Origin of the sequence: Hyphomonas sp. UBA4494 (assembly GCF_002388935.1) — a bacterium.
Lineage (GTDB): Bacteria > Pseudomonadota > Alphaproteobacteria > Caulobacterales > Hyphomonadaceae > Hyphomonas.
The window spans coordinates 44080-61917 of sequence record NZ_DGNK01000038.1 but is presented as its reverse complement, the minus strand read 5'-3'; the positions used below and the strand labels follow the sequence as shown (position 1 = coordinate 61917).

General features: G+C 59.1%; 16 protein-coding genes. 11 read left to right on the top strand and 5 right to left on the bottom strand.

What is annotated here, in order from left to right; all coding sequences use genetic code 11:
- Positions 1-2 precede the first annotated feature (2 nt).
- On the bottom strand, positions 3-545 hold the full coding sequence (locus B2P82_RS14950; RefSeq protein ID WP_290497756.1) for a low molecular weight protein tyrosine phosphatase family protein: 543 nt from the start codon (positions 543-545) through the stop codon (positions 3-5).
- Between the two features lie 170 nt (positions 546-715).
- On the opposite strand from B2P82_RS14950, the gene B2P82_RS14945 reads away from it, so the two are divergent.
- Positions 716-1660 (top strand): YhjD/YihY/BrkB family envelope integrity protein, encoded by a 945-nt coding sequence (locus B2P82_RS14945; RefSeq protein ID WP_206991272.1) that lies wholly within the window; start codon positions 716-718, stop codon positions 1658-1660.
- Here B2P82_RS14945 and B2P82_RS14940 read toward each other — a convergent pair.
- Positions 1639-2388 (bottom strand): peptidoglycan recognition protein family protein, encoded by a 750-nt coding sequence (locus tag B2P82_RS14940; protein ID WP_290497755.1) that lies wholly within the window; start codon positions 2386-2388, stop codon positions 1639-1641. The two genes, B2P82_RS14945 and B2P82_RS14940, sit on opposite strands and share 22 nt — an antisense overlap.
- Positions 2388-3290 carry a DMT family transporter gene (locus B2P82_RS14935; protein WP_290497754.1) on the bottom strand — a complete coding sequence of 301 codons (903 nt, stop codon included), beginning with the start codon at positions 3288-3290 and terminating at the stop codon, positions 2388-2390. Before B2P82_RS14935 ends, B2P82_RS14940 begins: the two co-directional genes overlap by 1 nt.
- A 227-nt stretch (positions 3291-3517) precedes the next feature.
- On the opposite strand from B2P82_RS14935, the gene B2P82_RS14930 reads away from it, so the two are divergent.
- The 6 genes from B2P82_RS14930 (at position 3518) to B2P82_RS14905 (ending at position 9990) form a co-directional block, all read left to right on the top strand.
- Positions 3518-4237, top strand: a complete 720-nt coding sequence (locus tag B2P82_RS14930) for a hypothetical protein (RefSeq protein ID WP_034810600.1) — start codon at positions 3518-3520, stop codon at positions 4235-4237.
- Between the two features lie 62 nt (positions 4238-4299).
- Positions 4300-4860 carry a class I SAM-dependent methyltransferase gene (locus tag B2P82_RS14925; protein ID WP_290497752.1) on the top strand — a complete coding sequence of 187 codons (561 nt, stop codon included), beginning with the start codon at positions 4300-4302 and terminating at the stop codon, positions 4858-4860.
- A 9-nt stretch (positions 4861-4869) separates the two neighbouring features.
- A complete protein-coding gene (locus tag B2P82_RS14920; protein ID WP_290497750.1) occupies positions 4870-5730 on the top strand; it encodes a heme-dependent oxidative N-demethylase family protein in 861 nt (286 codons plus the stop codon).
- Positions 5731-6168 (top strand): EVE domain-containing protein, encoded by a 438-nt coding sequence (locus B2P82_RS14915; protein WP_206991266.1) that lies wholly within the window; start codon positions 5731-5733, stop codon positions 6166-6168. It begins immediately after the preceding gene.
- 122 nt (positions 6169-6290) lie between these two features.
- Positions 6291-9023: a beta-glucosidase family protein gene (locus tag B2P82_RS14910; RefSeq protein WP_290497748.1), complete on the top strand. Its 2733-nt coding sequence runs from the start codon at positions 6291-6293 to the stop codon at positions 9021-9023.
- A 382-nt stretch (positions 9024-9405) separates the two neighbouring features.
- Positions 9406-9990, top strand: a complete 585-nt coding sequence (locus B2P82_RS14905) for a TetR/AcrR family transcriptional regulator (RefSeq protein WP_290497746.1) — start codon at positions 9406-9408, stop codon at positions 9988-9990.
- Positions 9991-10006: 16 nt separating this feature from the next.
- On the opposite strand, the gene B2P82_RS14900 is transcribed toward B2P82_RS14905, so the two are convergent.
- The gene (locus B2P82_RS14900; protein WP_290497745.1) at positions 10007-10669 is read right to left on the bottom strand and encodes a 2OG-Fe(II) oxygenase; all 663 of its coding nucleotides are present in this window, start codon (positions 10667-10669) and stop codon (positions 10007-10009) included.
- 33 nt (positions 10670-10702) lie between these two features.
- On the bottom strand, positions 10703-11884 hold the full coding sequence (gene carA, locus B2P82_RS14895) for a glutamine-hydrolyzing carbamoyl-phosphate synthase small subunit (protein WP_349679755.1): 1182 nt from the start codon (positions 11882-11884) through the stop codon (positions 10703-10705).
- 154 nt (positions 11885-12038) lie between these two features.
- Between carA and B2P82_RS14890 the strand changes: the two genes are divergently transcribed.
- The 4 genes from B2P82_RS14890 (at position 12039) to rpoD (ending at position 17785) form a co-directional block, all read left to right on the top strand.
- Positions 12039-12527: a GatB/YqeY domain-containing protein gene (locus B2P82_RS14890; protein ID WP_242517384.1), complete on the top strand. Its 489-nt coding sequence runs from the start codon at positions 12039-12041 to the stop codon at positions 12525-12527.
- A 94-nt stretch (positions 12528-12621) separates the two neighbouring features.
- On the top strand, positions 12622-13389 hold the full coding sequence (locus B2P82_RS14885) for a PRC-barrel domain-containing protein (protein ID WP_290497742.1): 768 nt from the start codon (positions 12622-12624) through the stop codon (positions 13387-13389).
- Between the two features lie 122 nt (positions 13390-13511).
- The gene (dnaG, locus tag B2P82_RS14880) at positions 13512-15419 is read left to right on the top strand and encodes a DNA primase (protein ID WP_290497741.1); all 1908 of its coding nucleotides are present in this window, start codon (positions 13512-13514) and stop codon (positions 15417-15419) included.
- Between the two features lie 410 nt (positions 15420-15829).
- The gene (rpoD, locus tag B2P82_RS14875; RefSeq protein ID WP_290497740.1) at positions 15830-17785 is read left to right on the top strand and encodes an RNA polymerase sigma factor RpoD; all 1956 of its coding nucleotides are present in this window, start codon (positions 15830-15832) and stop codon (positions 17783-17785) included.
- Positions 17786-17838 lie beyond the last annotated feature (53 nt).

Genomic DNA, 17838 nt, shown 5'->3' with positions numbered 1-17838 from the left:
GGTCAACTGTTTCCAAAAATCAGCGGCTCTGCTGCTGTGCGGACCAGGTCGACCAGATCGGTGTCCATGAATTTGTAGTCGTCCGGAATGTCGAGCACGTGCAGGCGCTTGAACCGGATATCCTGACGGAAATCGGCCTTGAGGCGTGCGGCATGCTTTTCCTCCATCACGAGGATAAGGTCAGCCCAACGAATGTCTTCCAGCGAGACCTGCCGCCGTGCGCTGCGGGCGGTGCCGGCAGAGCGTGTCGCAATGCCGTCGGCTTTGGCGAAGATCGCCTCGCCAGTGGGGCTGCGCCACTGGTTTTTCGAGCAGACGAACAACACGTTTACGGGGTCGGCCTCGGCCATCAGTTTCTCCCATTCGCGGCGGGGCCACAGCTTTCCGAGCTGTTGCGCGCGGCGAAGTTTCACGCTTCGCCCATAAAGGTGTTTCCATTGCTTCTCAACGCCATAGCGGTCGATCCGCTGGCTGCGGGAAAGGTATGTGTCCGGGCGCTGGCGATTGATGCGCCGACGCGCCCCACGATCCTGTGGGTGTGTCATGGTGGTGATCCTCATACTGTGCGGGTCAGCAGCCGCGGCAATACGAGGAATGCGGGGGTCATAGCGTAATGTGTCCCTGTCCGGCAAGGGGCCGGAAAGGACCAGATAGGGAAAAGGTGGGACGGGGACGAGAATTGCTCCATATGGAAGGTCTCACCAATGGAGGCTGTATGCTGAAGTGGATCAAGAAGCTGCCTGTGCCCCAGCCGGTCCGCCACTGGGTGATCTCGCCGCTCTGGTGCGCCATTGTCCGCCTGTCGAAGCCGGAAGTGCGGATCGTGACCGGTGGGATCAGCTTCTATGCCTTGTTCTCCATCTTTCCGATTGTCTATCTGACCCTGACCTTGCTGTTTGCGCTGCTACCGGCAGATCTTAGCCGCCAACTGGGCGATACGGTCGATCAGGTGTTGGTCTCAGCCGTGGCCCCGCTCAGCAAGGCCGACCTTGATGTGATCCATGAGTCCACGCCGCAGGGCGTAACCTTTCGCGCACTATTGGCGGTGATTGTGGTGTTCTACACCGCAAGCTCAGGCGCGAAGGCTGCGATTACCGGCATCCGCATGGTGGCAGGCAGTGAACGGCGCACACGGATTATCCGCTTTCAGGGCGTATCGATCCTGATGACGGCGCTGCTTATCCTGTCGGTCTGGATCCTGGGCGCGCTGCAACTGATCCTGTCGCTGATCACCGAGCGGGAAGGCTATATTGCGTTCGAACTGGCGCAGACCGTATCGGACATTGCCTCCACCCTGTGGCTGGGGAAGGGGATCGCCTGTTTTGCGGTGTTCTATCTGATTATTGCCCTGTCCCTGCACGGGCGGGTGAAGGGGCACCGGGCCAAGGCAATGGGGGCTGCGGCTGGCGCACTGGCCTGGCTGGTCGCGACCTGGGGCTATCACCTCTACCTCAAATTCAGTGCGCTCGACACATTCTACGGCGCGCTGGCTTCGGTGATCCTTGGCTTCATCTGGTTGTCAGTGTCGGTTTCGGCGCTTCTGTTTGGCGCAGCGCTGGCGGTCGAATGGGCCGCGCGTATGCAGCGGGAAGAGGTGATTGCGGAAGATGAGGATGAAGAGATCGAAGCGGTTGAGGCTCAGGCCGTAAACAGCGCGTGAATGACGCCGATACGGCGCAGCGTGTTGAGGTCGGCTTGCCCGGTGACATGCTCTGGCAGCCAGCGGCGCTGGAAGGCGGTGATCACCTTCTCGCAGGTCTCGCCATAGATGTCGGTCACGTCGAAGCCATAGCCGATTTCTGACAGCATGGTCTGGAGACGCCAGACGCTGGAGCCGGAGGTGCCGCGTTCGAGCCCTTTGCCGATGATCTCTTTCGTCGTGCCGTCGAATTCCGGCCACAGGCTGATGCCGGCGCGGGCGAGCCGTTCCCACGGGAAATGCTCTCCGGGGTCCTGCTTGCGCAGGGGCGCGATGTCGGAATGACCGAGGATGCGCGTGGCTGGAATATCGTGGCGACCGAGAATGTCGTGGACGAGATCCAGCAGGGCATGGATTTGCGGGCGCGGATAGAGTGGCAGGCCGCCATCGGGCGGGGGGAAGTCATGCCCGCCATTGACGATCTCGATGCCGATAGAGCGGGAGTTGAGATCCTGCTGGCCTTTCCAGCTCGAAACACCCGCATGCCAGGCCCGTTTGTCCTCATCGACCAGCTGGGTGATGCGGCCGTCTTCCCAGACCATATAATGGGCAGAGACTTCGGCGGCCGGGTCGCACATGCGCTCCAGGGCCTCTTCGCCGGTCGCCATGCCGGTATAGTGCAGGATCAGCATGTCGAGCTTGTGCTTGCGCATGTTGAAGTTCGGACTCGGCGTTTGCGTGATGTCCATCAGCTGCCTCCGGATCCCATTTTCTTGACGATGGCCGCGTCCGGCAGGGTCTTGTTTTGGCGCACGGCGATGACAAATACGCCAGACAGTGAGATGACCGAACCGAGTACCAGGCGTGCCGTGATAGGCTCGTTCAGCAGGACGATGCCGAATACGACGCCCCAGACGGGCGTCATCAGGGTGAGCGGCGAGAGCAGCGAGATGTCATATTTCTTGATCAGCGTGTAAAAACCGCCATGGCCGAAAATGGACACGCCGACCACGGCGAACAGCCAGGCCACGGCCAGCTGCCATCCGCCGCGTGACATGGCCTCCAACTGGCCTGTCTCGATCATGCTGGACGTGATCAGGAGCGGGGCGAAGCTGAACAGGCCGACCCAGGCCTGCAGGCGCAATGCCTTGATCGGGGCCATACGCTTCATCAGGATGCCGCCCACCGAGCCGACAAAGGCAGCGATGGTGATGTAGACCAGTCCGATAGAGATGGTGAAACTGGCTGGATCGAATGCGATCAGCACGACGCCGGCAAAGGACAGCATGATGCCAAGTCCGCGTCGCCAGCCGATGGTTTCGCCGAGAAATGCCATGCTCATCAATGTCGAGAAGGGCGCGCCCAACTGGCCGGTGATCGAGGCGGCGGACGCTTCGGCATTCTGCAAACCCATGAAGAGAAGAGAGAAGTGTACCGCGCCAATGAACATGGCGATCAGGAACAGCATTTTCAGGTCTTCGGGCTTTGGCCGCAGGAATGCGAGCAGCAGCAGGGCGACTCCGGCAAAGCGGATGCCCGCGAAGAAAATCGGCGGCACGCCGATATCGGCAACAACCCATCGGGTGACGACGATGTTGAGGCCCCAGACAAGGCACACGGCGAACAGGAGAATGAAATCGCGAAAGGACATGCTTTGGCGGTTAGCAGGATTTATCCGGGCTGGGCAGGGGGCTTCGGACTTTCTCTTGCTGGCCGGGCAGCTGTAGAGCAGATTGGTATATTCAGCTTGCAGTCAGGTGAGGCTTGCGAGGGAACTGACGGCTGCGGGATGCGCTAAACAATCGTTAAGAAGATGTTATAGTCATTGGCAGGTGGAAGGCGGGGCCAATCCGGACCTGTTATCAGGAGGTGTGGTGTATGGGACTGATCTGGTGGATTTTGCCAGCAATTGCGGCCGTGATCGGTCTGATGTTGCTGTTTGCAGGTTTTGGAAAACTGGCACGCCTGAAAGCAGGTTCCGGCGCCGTTCGCCTGACCTTTGGCGCCGGAATGCTTGCTTTGGCGGGGGTCGTGGCCTTTGCCGGGCTCAACCTGCAGACCTACAAGCGCCTGACAAAGGAACGCTACGCCGCCAATATCAAGTTTGAAGCGGTCGAAGGCGAAGCGAATGCCTACACACTGGATCTGACATTTTCCGATGGTCGCAAACTGGTTGAGGCCAATGGGGCCCAGCCAGTGCTGCGCGGCAATGAATTCGAGATCGGTGCGCAGGTCATCAAGTTCAAGCCGATGGCCAATATGCTGGGATATGACTCGATATACCGGCTCGACTTCATCGAAGGCCGCATGTCGCGCCGCTTCACACCGGATTCAGTGACCGAGGCGACAACCAATGGGATCGCCCTGGCAACCAATCCGGGGCTGGATGTTCATCGTCTCGCCGAGGAGCAGGGCGGGCGGTTCGGCATTGATGCGCAATACGGATCGGCCACTTACCAGCCAATGGGCGACCGGTTCGAGTATGTCGTAAACATCTCTCAGGACGCGCTCATTGCGCGCCCATCCGAGGCGACCAAGACGCTGATCCAGAAACAGCGCTTTCCGGGCTACTCCGCCACTGAGGAGTCGGGTCAGTGAACCCGTGGGACCGCTACGTTGTCCCGCACATTGTAGCGTGTGCCTGCAGCACCAAGCCGATTATGAAACAGCGCGAGAAAGTCGTGCCGAAGGCTACCGGTCAGGTGCTGGAAATCGGTGCGGGATCGGGTACGAATTTCGCGCTCTATGATGGCAACAAGGTCGACCATCTCTACGCGCTGGAACCTTCCGAATTGATGGTCAACAAGGCTCGCCGCGAAGCGGGGCGCCTCGGCATTGGCCACCATATCGATTTTCTTCAGACCGGCGCAGAATCCATTCCGCTGGAAGATGATTCCATCGACACGGTCGTCATAACCTTCGTCCTGTGCACAATTCCGGACTGGGAGGCATCGCTGAAGGAAGTGCGCCGTGTTCTGAAGCCCGGCGGCAAGATCCTGTTCTCCGAACATGGCCTTGCGCCCGATGAAGGCGTGTCGAAGTGGCAGCGACGGATCGAACCTGTGTGGAAGCCGCTTGCGGGCGGTTGTCACCTGACGCGCGATACCGAAGCCATGTTTGCCTCGGCCGGGTTCCGGCTGGAAGACGCTGAGACGATGTATCTGCCATCAACGCCCAAAGTGGCTGGCTTCGTCAGCTGGGGCACAGCGGTTCCGGTCTGACACCAAGGCATGCGTGCACCACCCTATCTGCCTTTTCTGGACGGGCCACCCAGCATTGCGCCGGGACTGAAGCCGATTGCCCCCGAAGCCTGGTTGTGGCCGGACACCGAGGCCGCGGTGTGGCTTGCCCCCAAACGTGAATTGATGCGAACGCGCCGATCAGACGTCTTTGCAGCCCATAACGCAGACGCCGAAATGACAGAGGCTGCGACGACTGTACTGGCAGCAACCGGTCCGGCAGTTGGCGACTGGTCTACCCCGCTGGAAGCGGCTTCCGCAATGGTTTCGGATGATCTCTGCATCATGGTGCGTGACGCTGAGGGGCTGTGGAGACTGAAGGCCGCCAGCCTCTGCACGCCAACCTATTGGAGCCTCGCCGAGAAGTTTGGCAAGCCGCTTGGCGGACTGCACGCCCCTGTACCGGGTGGGGACCCGGGCCTTGCCGCGCGTATCTCCCGCATCTTTGATGGGCTCAGGCCGGGGCTCGTGCTGGAACGGTGCAATTGGTCGGTCCAGCCGGGAGATGAGCGGTTCACGCCCAGCTCTGCGCCCCTGAAAGCCCGCGCGCAAGCAATGCCAGAAGCAGACGCGCTGGACCAGCTGCACCTGCGCGTGGAGCGCCAGACAATCCGGAAATTGCCAGAGACGGGTGCATTGCTTTTTACCATCCGTATCGTGATGGATCCGCTGCGCGCAGCGATCTCGACGCCGCATCATGCAGAGGCTTTTGCATGGGCCTGGCAGAGTGTCGATCCTGCCATGGCACGTTACAAAGGCTGGGCCCTCTATGACCGTCTGGTCCGGGCTGCACTGGACGCCAGCCTGAATCCGGTTACTTCCAAACGCAGCAGAAAAGACGAGGCAGGATAAATGAAATACTGGCTGTTCAAATCCGAACCCGACGCGTGGAGCTGGGACGAGCAAAAGGCCAAGGGCGATGAGGGCGAGGAATGGTCCGGCATCCGCAATTATCAGGCCCGCAATTTCATGCGCGACATGAAGATTGGCGACCGGGCCTTCTTCTATCACTCCAACAAGGGACTGGAAGTCGTGGGCGTGGTGGAAGTTTCTGCCGAGAGTGCACCCGATTCCACGACAGATGATGAGCGTTGGGACTGTGTGTATCTGCGCGCGCTGGCCGACATGCCCAAGCCCGTGAAGCTGAAAGACGTGAAGGCCAATCCGAAGCTGGAAGACATGAGTCTGGTCACGTCATTTCGCCTGTCGGTTCAGCCTGTGAAGCCGAACGAGTGGAAGGAAGTCTGCCGGATGGGCGGGCTTGATCCGAAGACACTGAAGCCGGTCTGACCGCAGGTAAAAAAGCCAAAAAAAGCTTCTGGCGTAAAAAATGTTAGCGTGCAACAATGCGCCCAATATGGGGGTGTATGCGCATGGTCGCCGCCCCTGAGAAACGTCACAGGGAGACCGGCATGGCTATGCAGCGGCATAAAATTTTGAATAAATTCAATCTTCTGGGGGCTGCGGCATCCATCGCGCTGTTGACCGGGTGCGCGAGTCTGGACGCACGGGAAACGTCTGCTGAGCTGGTGGAGACCACGGCCGAGACGGCGCCGGTAATTTTGCCCTATATGGACGCGTCCCTGAGCCCGGAGGCCCGCGCCAGGGATCTCGTCAGCCGCATGACGCTGGAAGAGAAAGCCGCCCAAATGTATGACAAGGCTGCCGGCATTCCGCGCCTTGGTCTGCACGAATACAATTGGTGGAACGAGGCCCTGCACGGGGTCGCGCGCGCAGGGCACGCAACCGTCTTCCCGCAGGCAATTGGCCTGGCCTCGACCTGGGACGAAGACCTGATGCTGGAGATCGCCACGACGATTTCCGACGAGGGCCGCGCCAAGCATCACTATTACGCCTCTGAAGATGTGTACGCCATGTATGGCGGCCTGACCTTCTGGTCGCCGAACATCAACATCTTCCGGGACCCGCGCTGGGGCAGGGGTCAGGAAACCTATGGCGAAGACCCGTTCCTGACGGGCCGCATGGCTGTGAATTTCGTCAACGGCATCCAGGGCGATGACGACAAATACCTGAAAGCCATTGCGACAGTGAAACATTACGCCGTCCATTCCGGCCCTGAGCCGTCGCGCCACCGCGACGATTATCACGCCTCTGATGCCGATCTCTGGGAAACCTATCTGCCGGCCTTCAAGATGGCGTTCGACGAGACAGATGTCGGCTCGGTCATGTGCGCCTATAACGCCGTCTGGGGCGCGCCAGCCTGTGGCAGCGAACGGCTAATGGTGGATTTGCTGCGCGATGAATTGAAGTTCGACGGCTATGTGGTTTCCGACTGCGGCGCGATTGGCGACTTCTACTATGACGAAGCGAAACATGAGGCAGGCGAAGCGCCCTATGCGGCGCATGACTATGTTGATACGCGCGCCGAAGCAGCCGCCCTGTCGGTGAAGATGGGAACCGACCTCAATTGCGGGGATGGTGAAGGCAACAAAATGGATGCCCTGCCAGACGCCGTGGCACAGGGCCTGATCGATGAGGCCACCATCGACCAGTCGGTTGAGCGGCTCTACACTGCACTGTTCCGCCTTGGCATGTACGATGATCCCGCATTGGTGCCGTGGGCCGATACGCCGCTCGATATCGTGGCGAGTGACGAACACATTGCCCTGTCTGAGCAGGCAGCGCGCCAGTCCCTTGTCCTGTTGAAGAATGACGGCATCTTGCCGCTGGCGCCCGAGACCAAGGTTGCCGTGATCGGTCCAAATGCCGACAATTGGTGGACGCTGGTGGCAAACTACTATGGCCGCCCAACCCAGCCCGTTACGGCGTTGGAAGGCGTGAAGGAAAAGATCGGTGCCGAGAACGTCACCTATGCAGTCGGCTCGACCATCGCGGGCGACAATTACTCCAACTACAAGCCTGTGCCTGCTTCCGCTCTGTTCCATGAGGATACCGACGGCAATCTCGTGCCGGGCGTGAAGGCGGCCTACTATCCCAACAAGACGCTCGAAGGCGAGCCGACGCTGGAACAGGTCGAAGAGAAGATCGACTTCTACTGGGACCGCACCCCCAGCACAGGCGGTTTGAATGACGAATTCAGCGCGACTTGGGACGGCGTGATCGTGCCCGAAGCTGATGGCGTCTATCGTTTCCAGCCTTCGCGGTGGAGTGAGGTCGAGATCAATGGGGAAGCCGTCGGCGAGATGGACGGCGTCGAAATGCAGGCAGGTGAAGCCTATTCTTTCCGTATGGTGCTGAAATTCGACAGTGGCTGGCCGCGCGACCAGCTGGACAAATACGCCTATCTCAACTGGACAGACGTTTCCCGTGACCTGAAAGCCGAAGCCATGGCGGCGGCAGAAGATGCAGACGTGATCCTGTTCTTCGGCGGCATTGATGCCAATCTCGAAGGCGAGGAAATGGGCGTCGAGCTCGATGGCTTCCTCGGCGGTGACCGCACGCATATCAAGCTGCCGGAAAGCCAAGAGACTTTGCTGAAAGCGCTGCACGCCACGGGCAAGCCTGTCGTGATGGTGAACTTCTCCGGCTCGGCGATGGGCCTGAATTGGGAGAACGAGAATTTGCCGGCCATCGTGCAGGCCTTCTATCCGGGCGAGCAGGCGGGCAAGGCCATTGCAGACCTGCTCTGGGGTGAATTCAGCCCGTCGGGCCGGCTGCCGGTGACCTTCTACAAGTCAGTCGATGATCTGCCGGACTTTGGCGACTATTCGATGGCGAACCGGACGTATAAATATTACGAGGGCGAGCCGCTCTATCCATTCGGCCACGGCCTCTCTTATACCAGCTTCGACTATAGCGGCCTGTCGGTGCCGGAGACGCATGACGCCTCAGAGCCTCTGCCGGTCAGCGTGACTGTGACAAATACGGGCGACATGCCCGGCCGGGAAGTGGTGCAGGCCTATATCCAGCATCAAGACCGGGCGCACGCCGCCATTCCCCAGGTCGAGCTGGTGGCGTTCGAGGTCGTGGAACTTGCCCCTGGAGAAAGCCAAACTGTCAGCCTTACGCTATCGGCAGAGCGCATTGGCTACTACGCGATCGATGGGAAGTTCGTCACACCGCAGGGCACCGAAGCCATCCTCAGTTTGGGCAGTGGTCAGCCCGGCTTTGTTAAGGATAGTGCCATCAAAACCAGTTCTGTTCGCTTTGAGCGGAACGAGTAGTTCTACCTCACAATTTGATGGATAGTTGAGACGGGCCTGCTTCCAAGCAGGCCCGCCGCCTTTTACATGACAGGTGGACGCCAGTCCTTGCAAACGACTTGCAAAGCCCTTTCGATCCTGTAGTGTTTACTACAGATTGTGCGGGGGGATGATTGCCGGAAGTGACGACCTGTGCCGACAAGTGGAAAGACGGTTACGGCGTCAGGCAGTCTGCCCGTTTCCGTAACCGTCCCGCGTCCCACTTTGGCAATGCAGTATCGGAATGCCACCCAGCCTGGTGTCTAGTTGGTGGTACCTTATCGGGAACGAACCGTTCTCGAGCCTCCACATTGGTAATTTTACATACCACTGGTATGTTAGATCGACAACCGAAAAGCTAAACATGTCCAACCGTCGATCCAAAAAGGCCAGTGAGACACGCTCAGCCATTCTGAGCGCGGCGCGGCAACGTTTTACCGATGAAGGATTTGAAGCGAGTCTCTCAAGTATTGTGGAAGATGCGGGGATCACCAAGGGTGCCCTGTTCCATCATTTCGAGAACAAGCAGGCGCTCTATTATGAGGTCTGGCGAACCTTGCAACAGGAAATGAACCAGGACACGCAGGCGGCCGCCGCGGAGGGCCGGTCTTCGGGCGATCCATATTCGGCAATGCTCGCTGGTGCGCGCCGGTATCTGGAGTGGGCCGCGCGGCCCGACTATCAGAGGATTGTGCTGATCGATGGTCGTGCGGCACTGGGACGGGACTGGTATGAGGCCGATTTTGATCTCAGCCAAAAAAGTGTGCGGGTTGGCGTCGAATACCTTGTCCAACAGGGGGCTATAGCGACCGAAAATGCGGCATCTTCTGCAGTCATCCTGCAGGGGGCGTTGAACGGGGCGGGCGTCGCGCTCAGCCGGCAAGTGCCGGGTGTGACAGTCGAGTCGATCTACAACACGATTGAACACCTATTGCGGAAATTGTCCTGATTCAGTTGGCCGTCGCTCAGTCCAGCGGGATCGCGAGCCCATTTATCGCGGGATTTACGCGCCACCACCCTGCAATGCCATAGCGCAGACGCGCTGTTGGCTCGACGGCATGCGGGATCGTCTCCGACAGCATGAACACCGCCCCGCCGCCTTCCGGGACAATGCAGGCAACGGGAGAGGCTTCATCGGTCGCGCCTTCCGGCCAGACCAGCAGCGCGCCACCATCGTCTACGCTCCAAGCCTCGTTCAGGTAGACCACGATCGACACGATCCGATTTTTCGCGCCTTCGAAACTATCGAGATGGCGATCATAGAAGCCCCCTTCCGGATAGACGGCGTAGCAGGCTTCGAACTCGAACAGGCCAAGCAGAAGGGTGCGGTTGAGAAACTCCCGCCAGTGTTCAGCCCATTCGGCAAAGGCCAATTGGGCGGCGCTGGAGCCATCAAGCCATGTGATGCGTGTCTTGCGGATGGAGCGGTCGACCTGAAAGTCATCATCGCGCCCGATTCCGGCCGGGGCCAGTGTGGCGTCTGCGTCCAGTCTCTGAATCTCTGCGCGCATGGCGGCCAGCAAGGTATCTGGCAGCAAGCCTGGCTGCCATGACCAGCCCTGGCTTGCAAGGTCTGCGGCGACGCAGCCGAGACGATTGTCACCCGGTAGGGGAAGGGGAGCGTCCATGCTGGGCCGGAATGTCGGGCGCGGTGGCCGGTATCAGGACTTGTGCGCGGCCATCAGGTCCGCAAAGCGCTGGAACAGGTAGAAGCTGTCCTGGGGGCCGGGACTGGCTTCCGGATGATGCTGTACGGAAATGATCGGGCGGTTTTTCACGGCGAGGCCAGAATTGGTGCCATCAAAGAGTGAGCGATGGCTCTCCTCGACCTCCTCAGGCAGCGTGGACGGGTCTACTGTGAAGCCATGATTCATCGACACAATCTCGACCTTGCCGGTGACCAGGTCTTTTACCGGGTGGTTTGCGCCATGGTGACCCTGAGCCATCTTCATGGTCTTGGCGCCAAGTGCGAGGGCGAGCAGTTGGTGGCCAAGGCAAATGCCGAGAATTGGCAGGCCCTTGTTGATGACTGCGCGGATCATGTCGCCGGAACGGGCAATCGTCGCGGCGGGGTCGCCGGGACCGTTGGAAAAGACCACACCATCGGGATTAAGGGCGAAAATCTCGTCCGCGGTGGCATCGCCATTCACGACACTGGTGCGGATGCCAGTCTGGGCCAGATTGCGCAGGATGTTCTTCTTTACGCCGAAATCAACAACGACGACATGGTGTTTGGCGTCGGCCATGTCGCTATAGCCGCCGGAAATCTGCCACAGGCGCTGAGCATTCTCGAAGGGCGCATCTGTATCTACATCTGCGGCAAGGTCAGCAGTTTCCAGGCCGTTCCAGGCGCGGGCAGCCTCAATGAGCGCATCAAGGTCGATATTACCGTCCTGCTTGTGGCAAATTGCGGCTTTCTGCATGCCTTGCTCGCGCACGATGCGCGTGATGGCGCGGGTGTCGACGCCTGACAGGGCAACAATATTGCGGCGGGTCAGCCAGTCGCCGAATTCCTCGCCAGACCGCCAGTTGGACGCCGCTGTGATCGGCTCGCGGAAAATCGTGCCGCAGGCCCCATTCGCGCCGGGAAGCGAGGATTCCTCGTGATCATCAGCATTTGCGCCGACATTGCCCACATGCGGGAAGGTGAAGAGCACGATCTGCGATGAGTAGGAGGGGTCTGTCAGGATCTCCTGATAGCCTGTGATGGCTGTGTTGAAACAGAGCTCACCGACGTGTACGCCCTCGGCACCTGCACCTTTTCCCAAGAAAATAGTGCCGTCAGACAAGGCGATAGCTCCCGTGGCGGTTGAGCTGGCTTGCTTTTTGCTTTGTTCGGACATATTTGGCTGGCCTTCCGGGATCGTTGTCAGACGGTTAACTCTCTCCGCCGACATTTTTCCGGGTAATGGGACTGAGTCCCTGCAACGTCAAGCATAGACGAACGTTGCTGGTGTGAAAGGCGTATTTTGAATGGGCCACGAAGATAAATCTGACATGATGACGCTTAAAGCGCGCGTTGCGCAGGCATTGCATGCCGAGCGCGAAAAGGACGGTGGCTGTACCACCCGCCTGTCGACGCTGCGCCTGATTGATGCGGCCATTCGTGACCGTGATGTGTGCGCCCGTGGGCGTGGCGACAGCGAAGGCTGTCCGGATGCCGACGTGCGTAACGTGCTCGAAATCATGATCGCCCAGCGCGAAACAGCAGCCGACGAGCATGATGATGCCGGCCGTATCGAAGATGCCATTCGTGAGCGCGAAGAAATCGAGATTATCCGCAAATTCCTGCCTGAGCCGCTCTGTACGAAGGCGCTTGAAGAGGCTGTTGAAGAAGTGGTTGAAGACCTCGGCGCCAGCAAACTGAAGGATATCGGTCGGTGCATGTCGGCCCTGAAACAACGCTATCCCGGAAAGATCGAATCCGGCACCGCCGGCAAGGTCATGCGCAAGGCGCTGACATCGAACAAGGCGTCGGCAAAATAGCCGATGGCCCAGCTGGTTAATTCTGCGAAAGGTTGGAACAAAGGCCGCTAGAGGTCCGTTGGTTGTGCATTGATCACAACGAAAGGACTTTGAAATGAAACGGCTTTTTCTGACTACGAGTGCGGCTGCCCTGATGATGGGTGTTGTGGCCTGTTCGGGCGCTGATACCCACACACAGACCGCTGAGACCGATACAACGGCGATGACCGAGACCGCGACCTATGATGGCGAGTTCGACACCGAAAATGATGTTTACGGCGATGCGACGACCGAGACCAATATGGCCGAGGCTGACCGCGACGACTATGTACTGACATCTGGCGAATTCCTCACATCTGAGCTGATCGGCGAAGAAGTCATGGACTCCAATGGCGAGGAAGTTGGCGAAGTTGAAGACGTCATGCTGGCGTCGGGTACGATGGAACCAATGCTGATCATTCGTGATGGTTTTGCCGGTGATCTGCACGCCGTGTCATTCGAGCAAGCCTCAATCTGGTTCGACGAGGAAGGTGAACCTGCTGCGCGTATGGATCTGACCGAGGAAATGCTGGATGACCTCCAGGAGTTCGAGCAGAATGGCATGAACGACTATCGTCTTGCGTCAGAGCTGACTGGCACGAACATCAATCTGGCTTTCAATGACAAGGACGTGCGCGTCACAGACCTGATCATGAAGACAGACGGCCAGGCCAAGTATGCTGTTGTGTCTGATGGCATCGTCGAAGCTGTGACGGATAAACGCTTCCTGATCGATCCTGCGAAGATCATGGTTGCCCAAGGCGACAGCGATGGCGAGATCGTCATCGACCTGAGCGAACAGGAATTCAACAGTGCTTTGGGTTTCACGGCTGACATCGACTAAGCCATTTCCTTTGGCATCAAGATCAGGCCCCGCTCGCGCGGGGCCTTTTTTGTGCAATTCCGGTTCCTCAGCAGGCAGGGGAGCGTTCCCCCAATTCCCCATTGAGGCTACACTGCGCCGCTATGAGTTCCCCTGTCCGCATTCCTGATGGCTTCGTCGATGAACTGAAGGCCCGTATCCGGCCTTCGGATGTGATCGGCCGCAAGGTGAAGCTGACCAAGAAGGGCAAGGAATGGGTCGGGCTGTCGCCGTTCACGGCCGAGAAGACACCGAGCTTCTACGTCAACGACCAGAAGCGCATCTTCAAATGCTTTTCGTCCGGCATGGGTGGTGATGTCATCAGTTTCGTAATGGAGACCGAGCGGCTCTCCTTCATGGAAGCGGTTGAGAAGCTGGCCGAAGAGGCCGGCATGGAATTGCCGAAGTCCGATCCGCGTGCCGCTGAAGCCTATGACCATCGCAAACGGTTGCAGGAAGTCTGCGAAGCAGCCGCGTCGTATTTCGAAGAACGACTGCAATCGTCCGAAGGCGCCGCGGCGCGCGAATACCTTGAGGGCAGGGGATTGAAGCCCGCGGCCTGGAAGCGCCACAGGCTGGGCTATGCGCCGGATGATTGGCGCAAGACGAGCGCGCACCTGAAGGCCGAAGGGTTTACCGCCGCCGAGATTCTGGAAGCTGGCCTGACCAAGGAAAGCGACAAGGGCGGGGAGCCCTATGATGCGTTCCGGGGCCGACTCATGTTTCCGATTCCTGACAGCCGGGGCGGAATCATCGCCTTTGGCGGTCGCGGGCTGACGCCGGACGCGAAGCCGAAATACCTCAATTCCGGCGACACGCCGCTATTTCACAAATCTCGCGTGCTCTACCGCTACAAGGCGGCACGCGAGGCGCTGGGGCATGGTGAGGGCGGCGGCCTGATTGTCTGCGAAGGCTATATGGACGCCATCGCACTGACCGAGGCAGGCTTCGGTCAGGCGGTTGCCCCTCTTGGCACGGCGCTGACCGAGGAGCAGATCAGCCTGCTCTGGCGCGCTGGTCCGGAGCCGGTATTGTGTTTCGATGGTGACCGGGCTGGTCTTGGCGCCGCCTATCGCGCCGTTGACCGCGCGCTGCCGCATGTCGAGCCAGGCCGGTCCTTGTTCTTCGTGCTGTTGCCAGACGGCATGGATCCGGATGACCTGATCCGCGAGCGTGGACCGATGGCGATGGGCGAAGCACTGGACGGGCGAATCGCCCTGTCGGAACTGCTCTGGCTGCGCGAGCGCGATGCTGAGCCCTTGGATACGCCGGAACGTCAGGCCGGATTGGAGGCGCGGCTGATGCAGGCTGCAGCCCAGATCAAGCATCCCGGCGTCAAGGCGGCCTATGAGCGTGACTTGCGCGCGCGCATGAAGGATCATTTCTGGCAGATCCGTCAGGCCAAGCGGCAGAGTTCCTTTACCAACGGCAAGCCCGGAGGACGGGGGCAGGGCGGCGCGTACCCCTATGGAGGCAGCCCATCAACAGGGCCGCAAACCGGCGGCAAACAGAGCCCCGGTGTCCTGCTGCTGATGCAGGCCATTGCCAGTCCTGCAATCTTGTCCGGGATGGAAGAGACGCTGATCGCGGCGGATTTCCGCAATGTAATGTCCAACCGGTTGCGCGACCTGCTCGTTGATTTCCTGATCGAAAACAGGGAGCTGACTTTCGACGCCGTATTGGAATTGCTGGCGCGGGAGGGGCATGAGCGGGAAGTCTCCCAGATCGACATGACGCAGGTATCGCGGATCAATGTTGACGATCCGGCCTACCGGTCCTGGAAAGCTGCGATCGAGGTGTTCATCCCGGTCGACACCGCCCCATCTGCGGATGACGAAGTGCGGCGTCTCAAATTGAAACGTCGACTGGTGGCCGAGAAGCGCAAGGCCTATGAGGAGCGTGTTCTGGTCGATCAGCAGGAAAAGGCGATGGGCAAGGCGAATATCGGCGATTTCTGGAAACAGTTCGAAGAGAAGAACCCCTGGTTCAAGCCAGATGGCTCCAGCAATTAGGCATCGCGGCTTCAAACGCAGGAAAACCTATTGACCGCAACGCAATCCATGCCCATTTACTGTAAGCAGGGAACATGCGCGCTGACAAACTGCTCAAACACTATCCTCATCTGCCTCTGAACGCGGTTTTTGAACCCGAGGCAAAGGACTGGCCAACGGCCATCGAGCAATTTCTGGAAGACGGACGTTCACACGAGCCTGCTCTTGACCGTGGCATGGATGCTGCGTGCAAGGGATCGACCCTGCCGTCATGTATATGGCACAGGCGTCTTCAGCTCGTTGAGAACCGAACGGTCCTGCGGGACCGCATGTACGAGGCAGCAGGAACAGTCAGCGAAAGCTAACAGGCAGGTATTATTTTGGGAGAGTTCTCGGCAAGCGCAGTCGGGGTCCTCACAGGAGAGATTTGAATGGCAACAGCCACCAAGAAAAAGAACGTCTCCGGCGATGGCGACCGTGATGACGACAAGGACAATGAAAACGGCCTGGTCGATTTCAATGCGACCGACGTCAAGAAAGTCCTGAAGCGCGCTCAGAAGCGCGGCTTCATCACGCATGACGAAATCAACGCTCTGCTTCCCAATGACGAAATGACCTCCGACCAGATCGAGGACGTGATGTCCCAGATCTCCGAACAGGGCATTGCAGTGGTCGAGAGCGAAGAAGAAGCCGAAGCCGAAGGCAAGGCGCTCACCAAAATTGAAGACAAGAAAGTCGTTGCCAAGAAGGGCAATGCGCGCGGTTCTGACCGCACCGATGATCCGGTCCGCATGTACCTGCGCGAAATGGGCGCTGTTGAGCTGCTGTCGCGTGAAGGTGAGATCGCGATTGCCAAGCGCATTGAGGCTGGTCGCGATGCGATGATCCGCGGGCTGTGCGAAAGCCCGCTGACCTTCGAAGCCATGATGGTCTGGCGCGACGAGCTTGTGAACGAGCGCATCTTGTTGCGTGACCTGATCGACCTTGAGGCCACCTATGGCGCGGAAAACCCGCCGCCTGAGCCAAAGCCCAAGGAAGAAGAAGACGAAGCGGACGAGGCGAAAGCCGAAGGCGAAGAATCCTCAGACGATGATGACGACGAGGACGAGGATGATGCTGCGGCAATGTCCATGTCCGCCATGGAAGCCGAACTGCGCGATGGCGTTCTGGCCAAGCTGGACGAGATCGCCGACGATTTTGCGAAATACCGCAAGCTGCAGGACAAGCTCGTCAACCGCCGCCTCGAAGGCAAGGACCTGACGCCGAAGGCTCAGGAAGAGTATGACTCGCTGTCAAATTCGATCGTCGAAAACCTGAAGACGATCCACATCAACAATGCCCGGATCGAAGCGCTGGTCGAACAGCTCTATGCTATCAACAAGAAGCTGATGGGCATGGAAGGCAAGCTGATGCGCATGGGCGATGCCTATGGCGTGCCGCGCAAGGAATTCCTCGAAAACTATTTTGGCCGCGAACTGGAGCCGGACTGGCTGGACGCGGTCAAGGGCCTGTCGGCCAAGTGGAAGCGCTTTGCCGAAGGCAAGGAAGCCGAGATCACCGAGTCCCGCGACAATATTTCCGAGATCGCGCAGGAAATCGGTATTCCGATCGATGATTTCCGCCGTATCGTGCAGACGGTGCAGAAGGGTGAACGCGAAGCGCGCATCGCCAAGAAGGAAATGGTCGAGGCGAACCTCCGCCTCGTGATCTCCATCGCGAAGAAATACACCAATCGTGGCCTGCAATTCCTGGATCTCATCCAGGAAGGCAATATCGGCCTGATGAAGGCTGTCGACAAATTCGAATACCGCCGCGGTTACAAATTCTCGACTTATGCCACCTGGTGGATCCGTCAGGCGATTACCCGGTCCATCGCGGACCAGGCCCGCACGATCCGTATCCCGGTGCACATGATAGAGACGATCAACAAGATCATCCGTACCCAGCGCCAGATGCTGCACGAGATCGGCCGCGAGCCGACCCCCGAAGAACTGGCCGAAAAGCTGGGCTTGCCGCTGGAAAAGATCCGCAAGGTTCTGAAGATCGCGAAAGAGCCAATTTCTCTGGAAACGCCGATTGGCGACGACGAGGATTCAAACCTCGGCGACTTCATCGAGGACAAGATGGCGCTTCTGCCTGTCGACGCCGCGATCCAGTCGAATCTGCGCGAAACGACGACGCGCGTGCTCGCCTCGCTTACGCCGCGTGAAGAACGCGTGCTGCGCATGCGCTTCGGCATCGGTATGAACACGGATCACACGCTGGAAGAAGTCGGCCAGCAATTCTCGGTGACCCGCGAACGAATCCGCCAGATCGAAGCCAAGGCGCTCCGCAAACTGAAGCATCCGAGCCGCAGCCGCAAACTGCGCAGCTTCCTGGATACATAAGGCGCAAGCGCCGATCCAAGTTTGAAAAAGGCGGCCCGTCGAGGCCGCCTTTT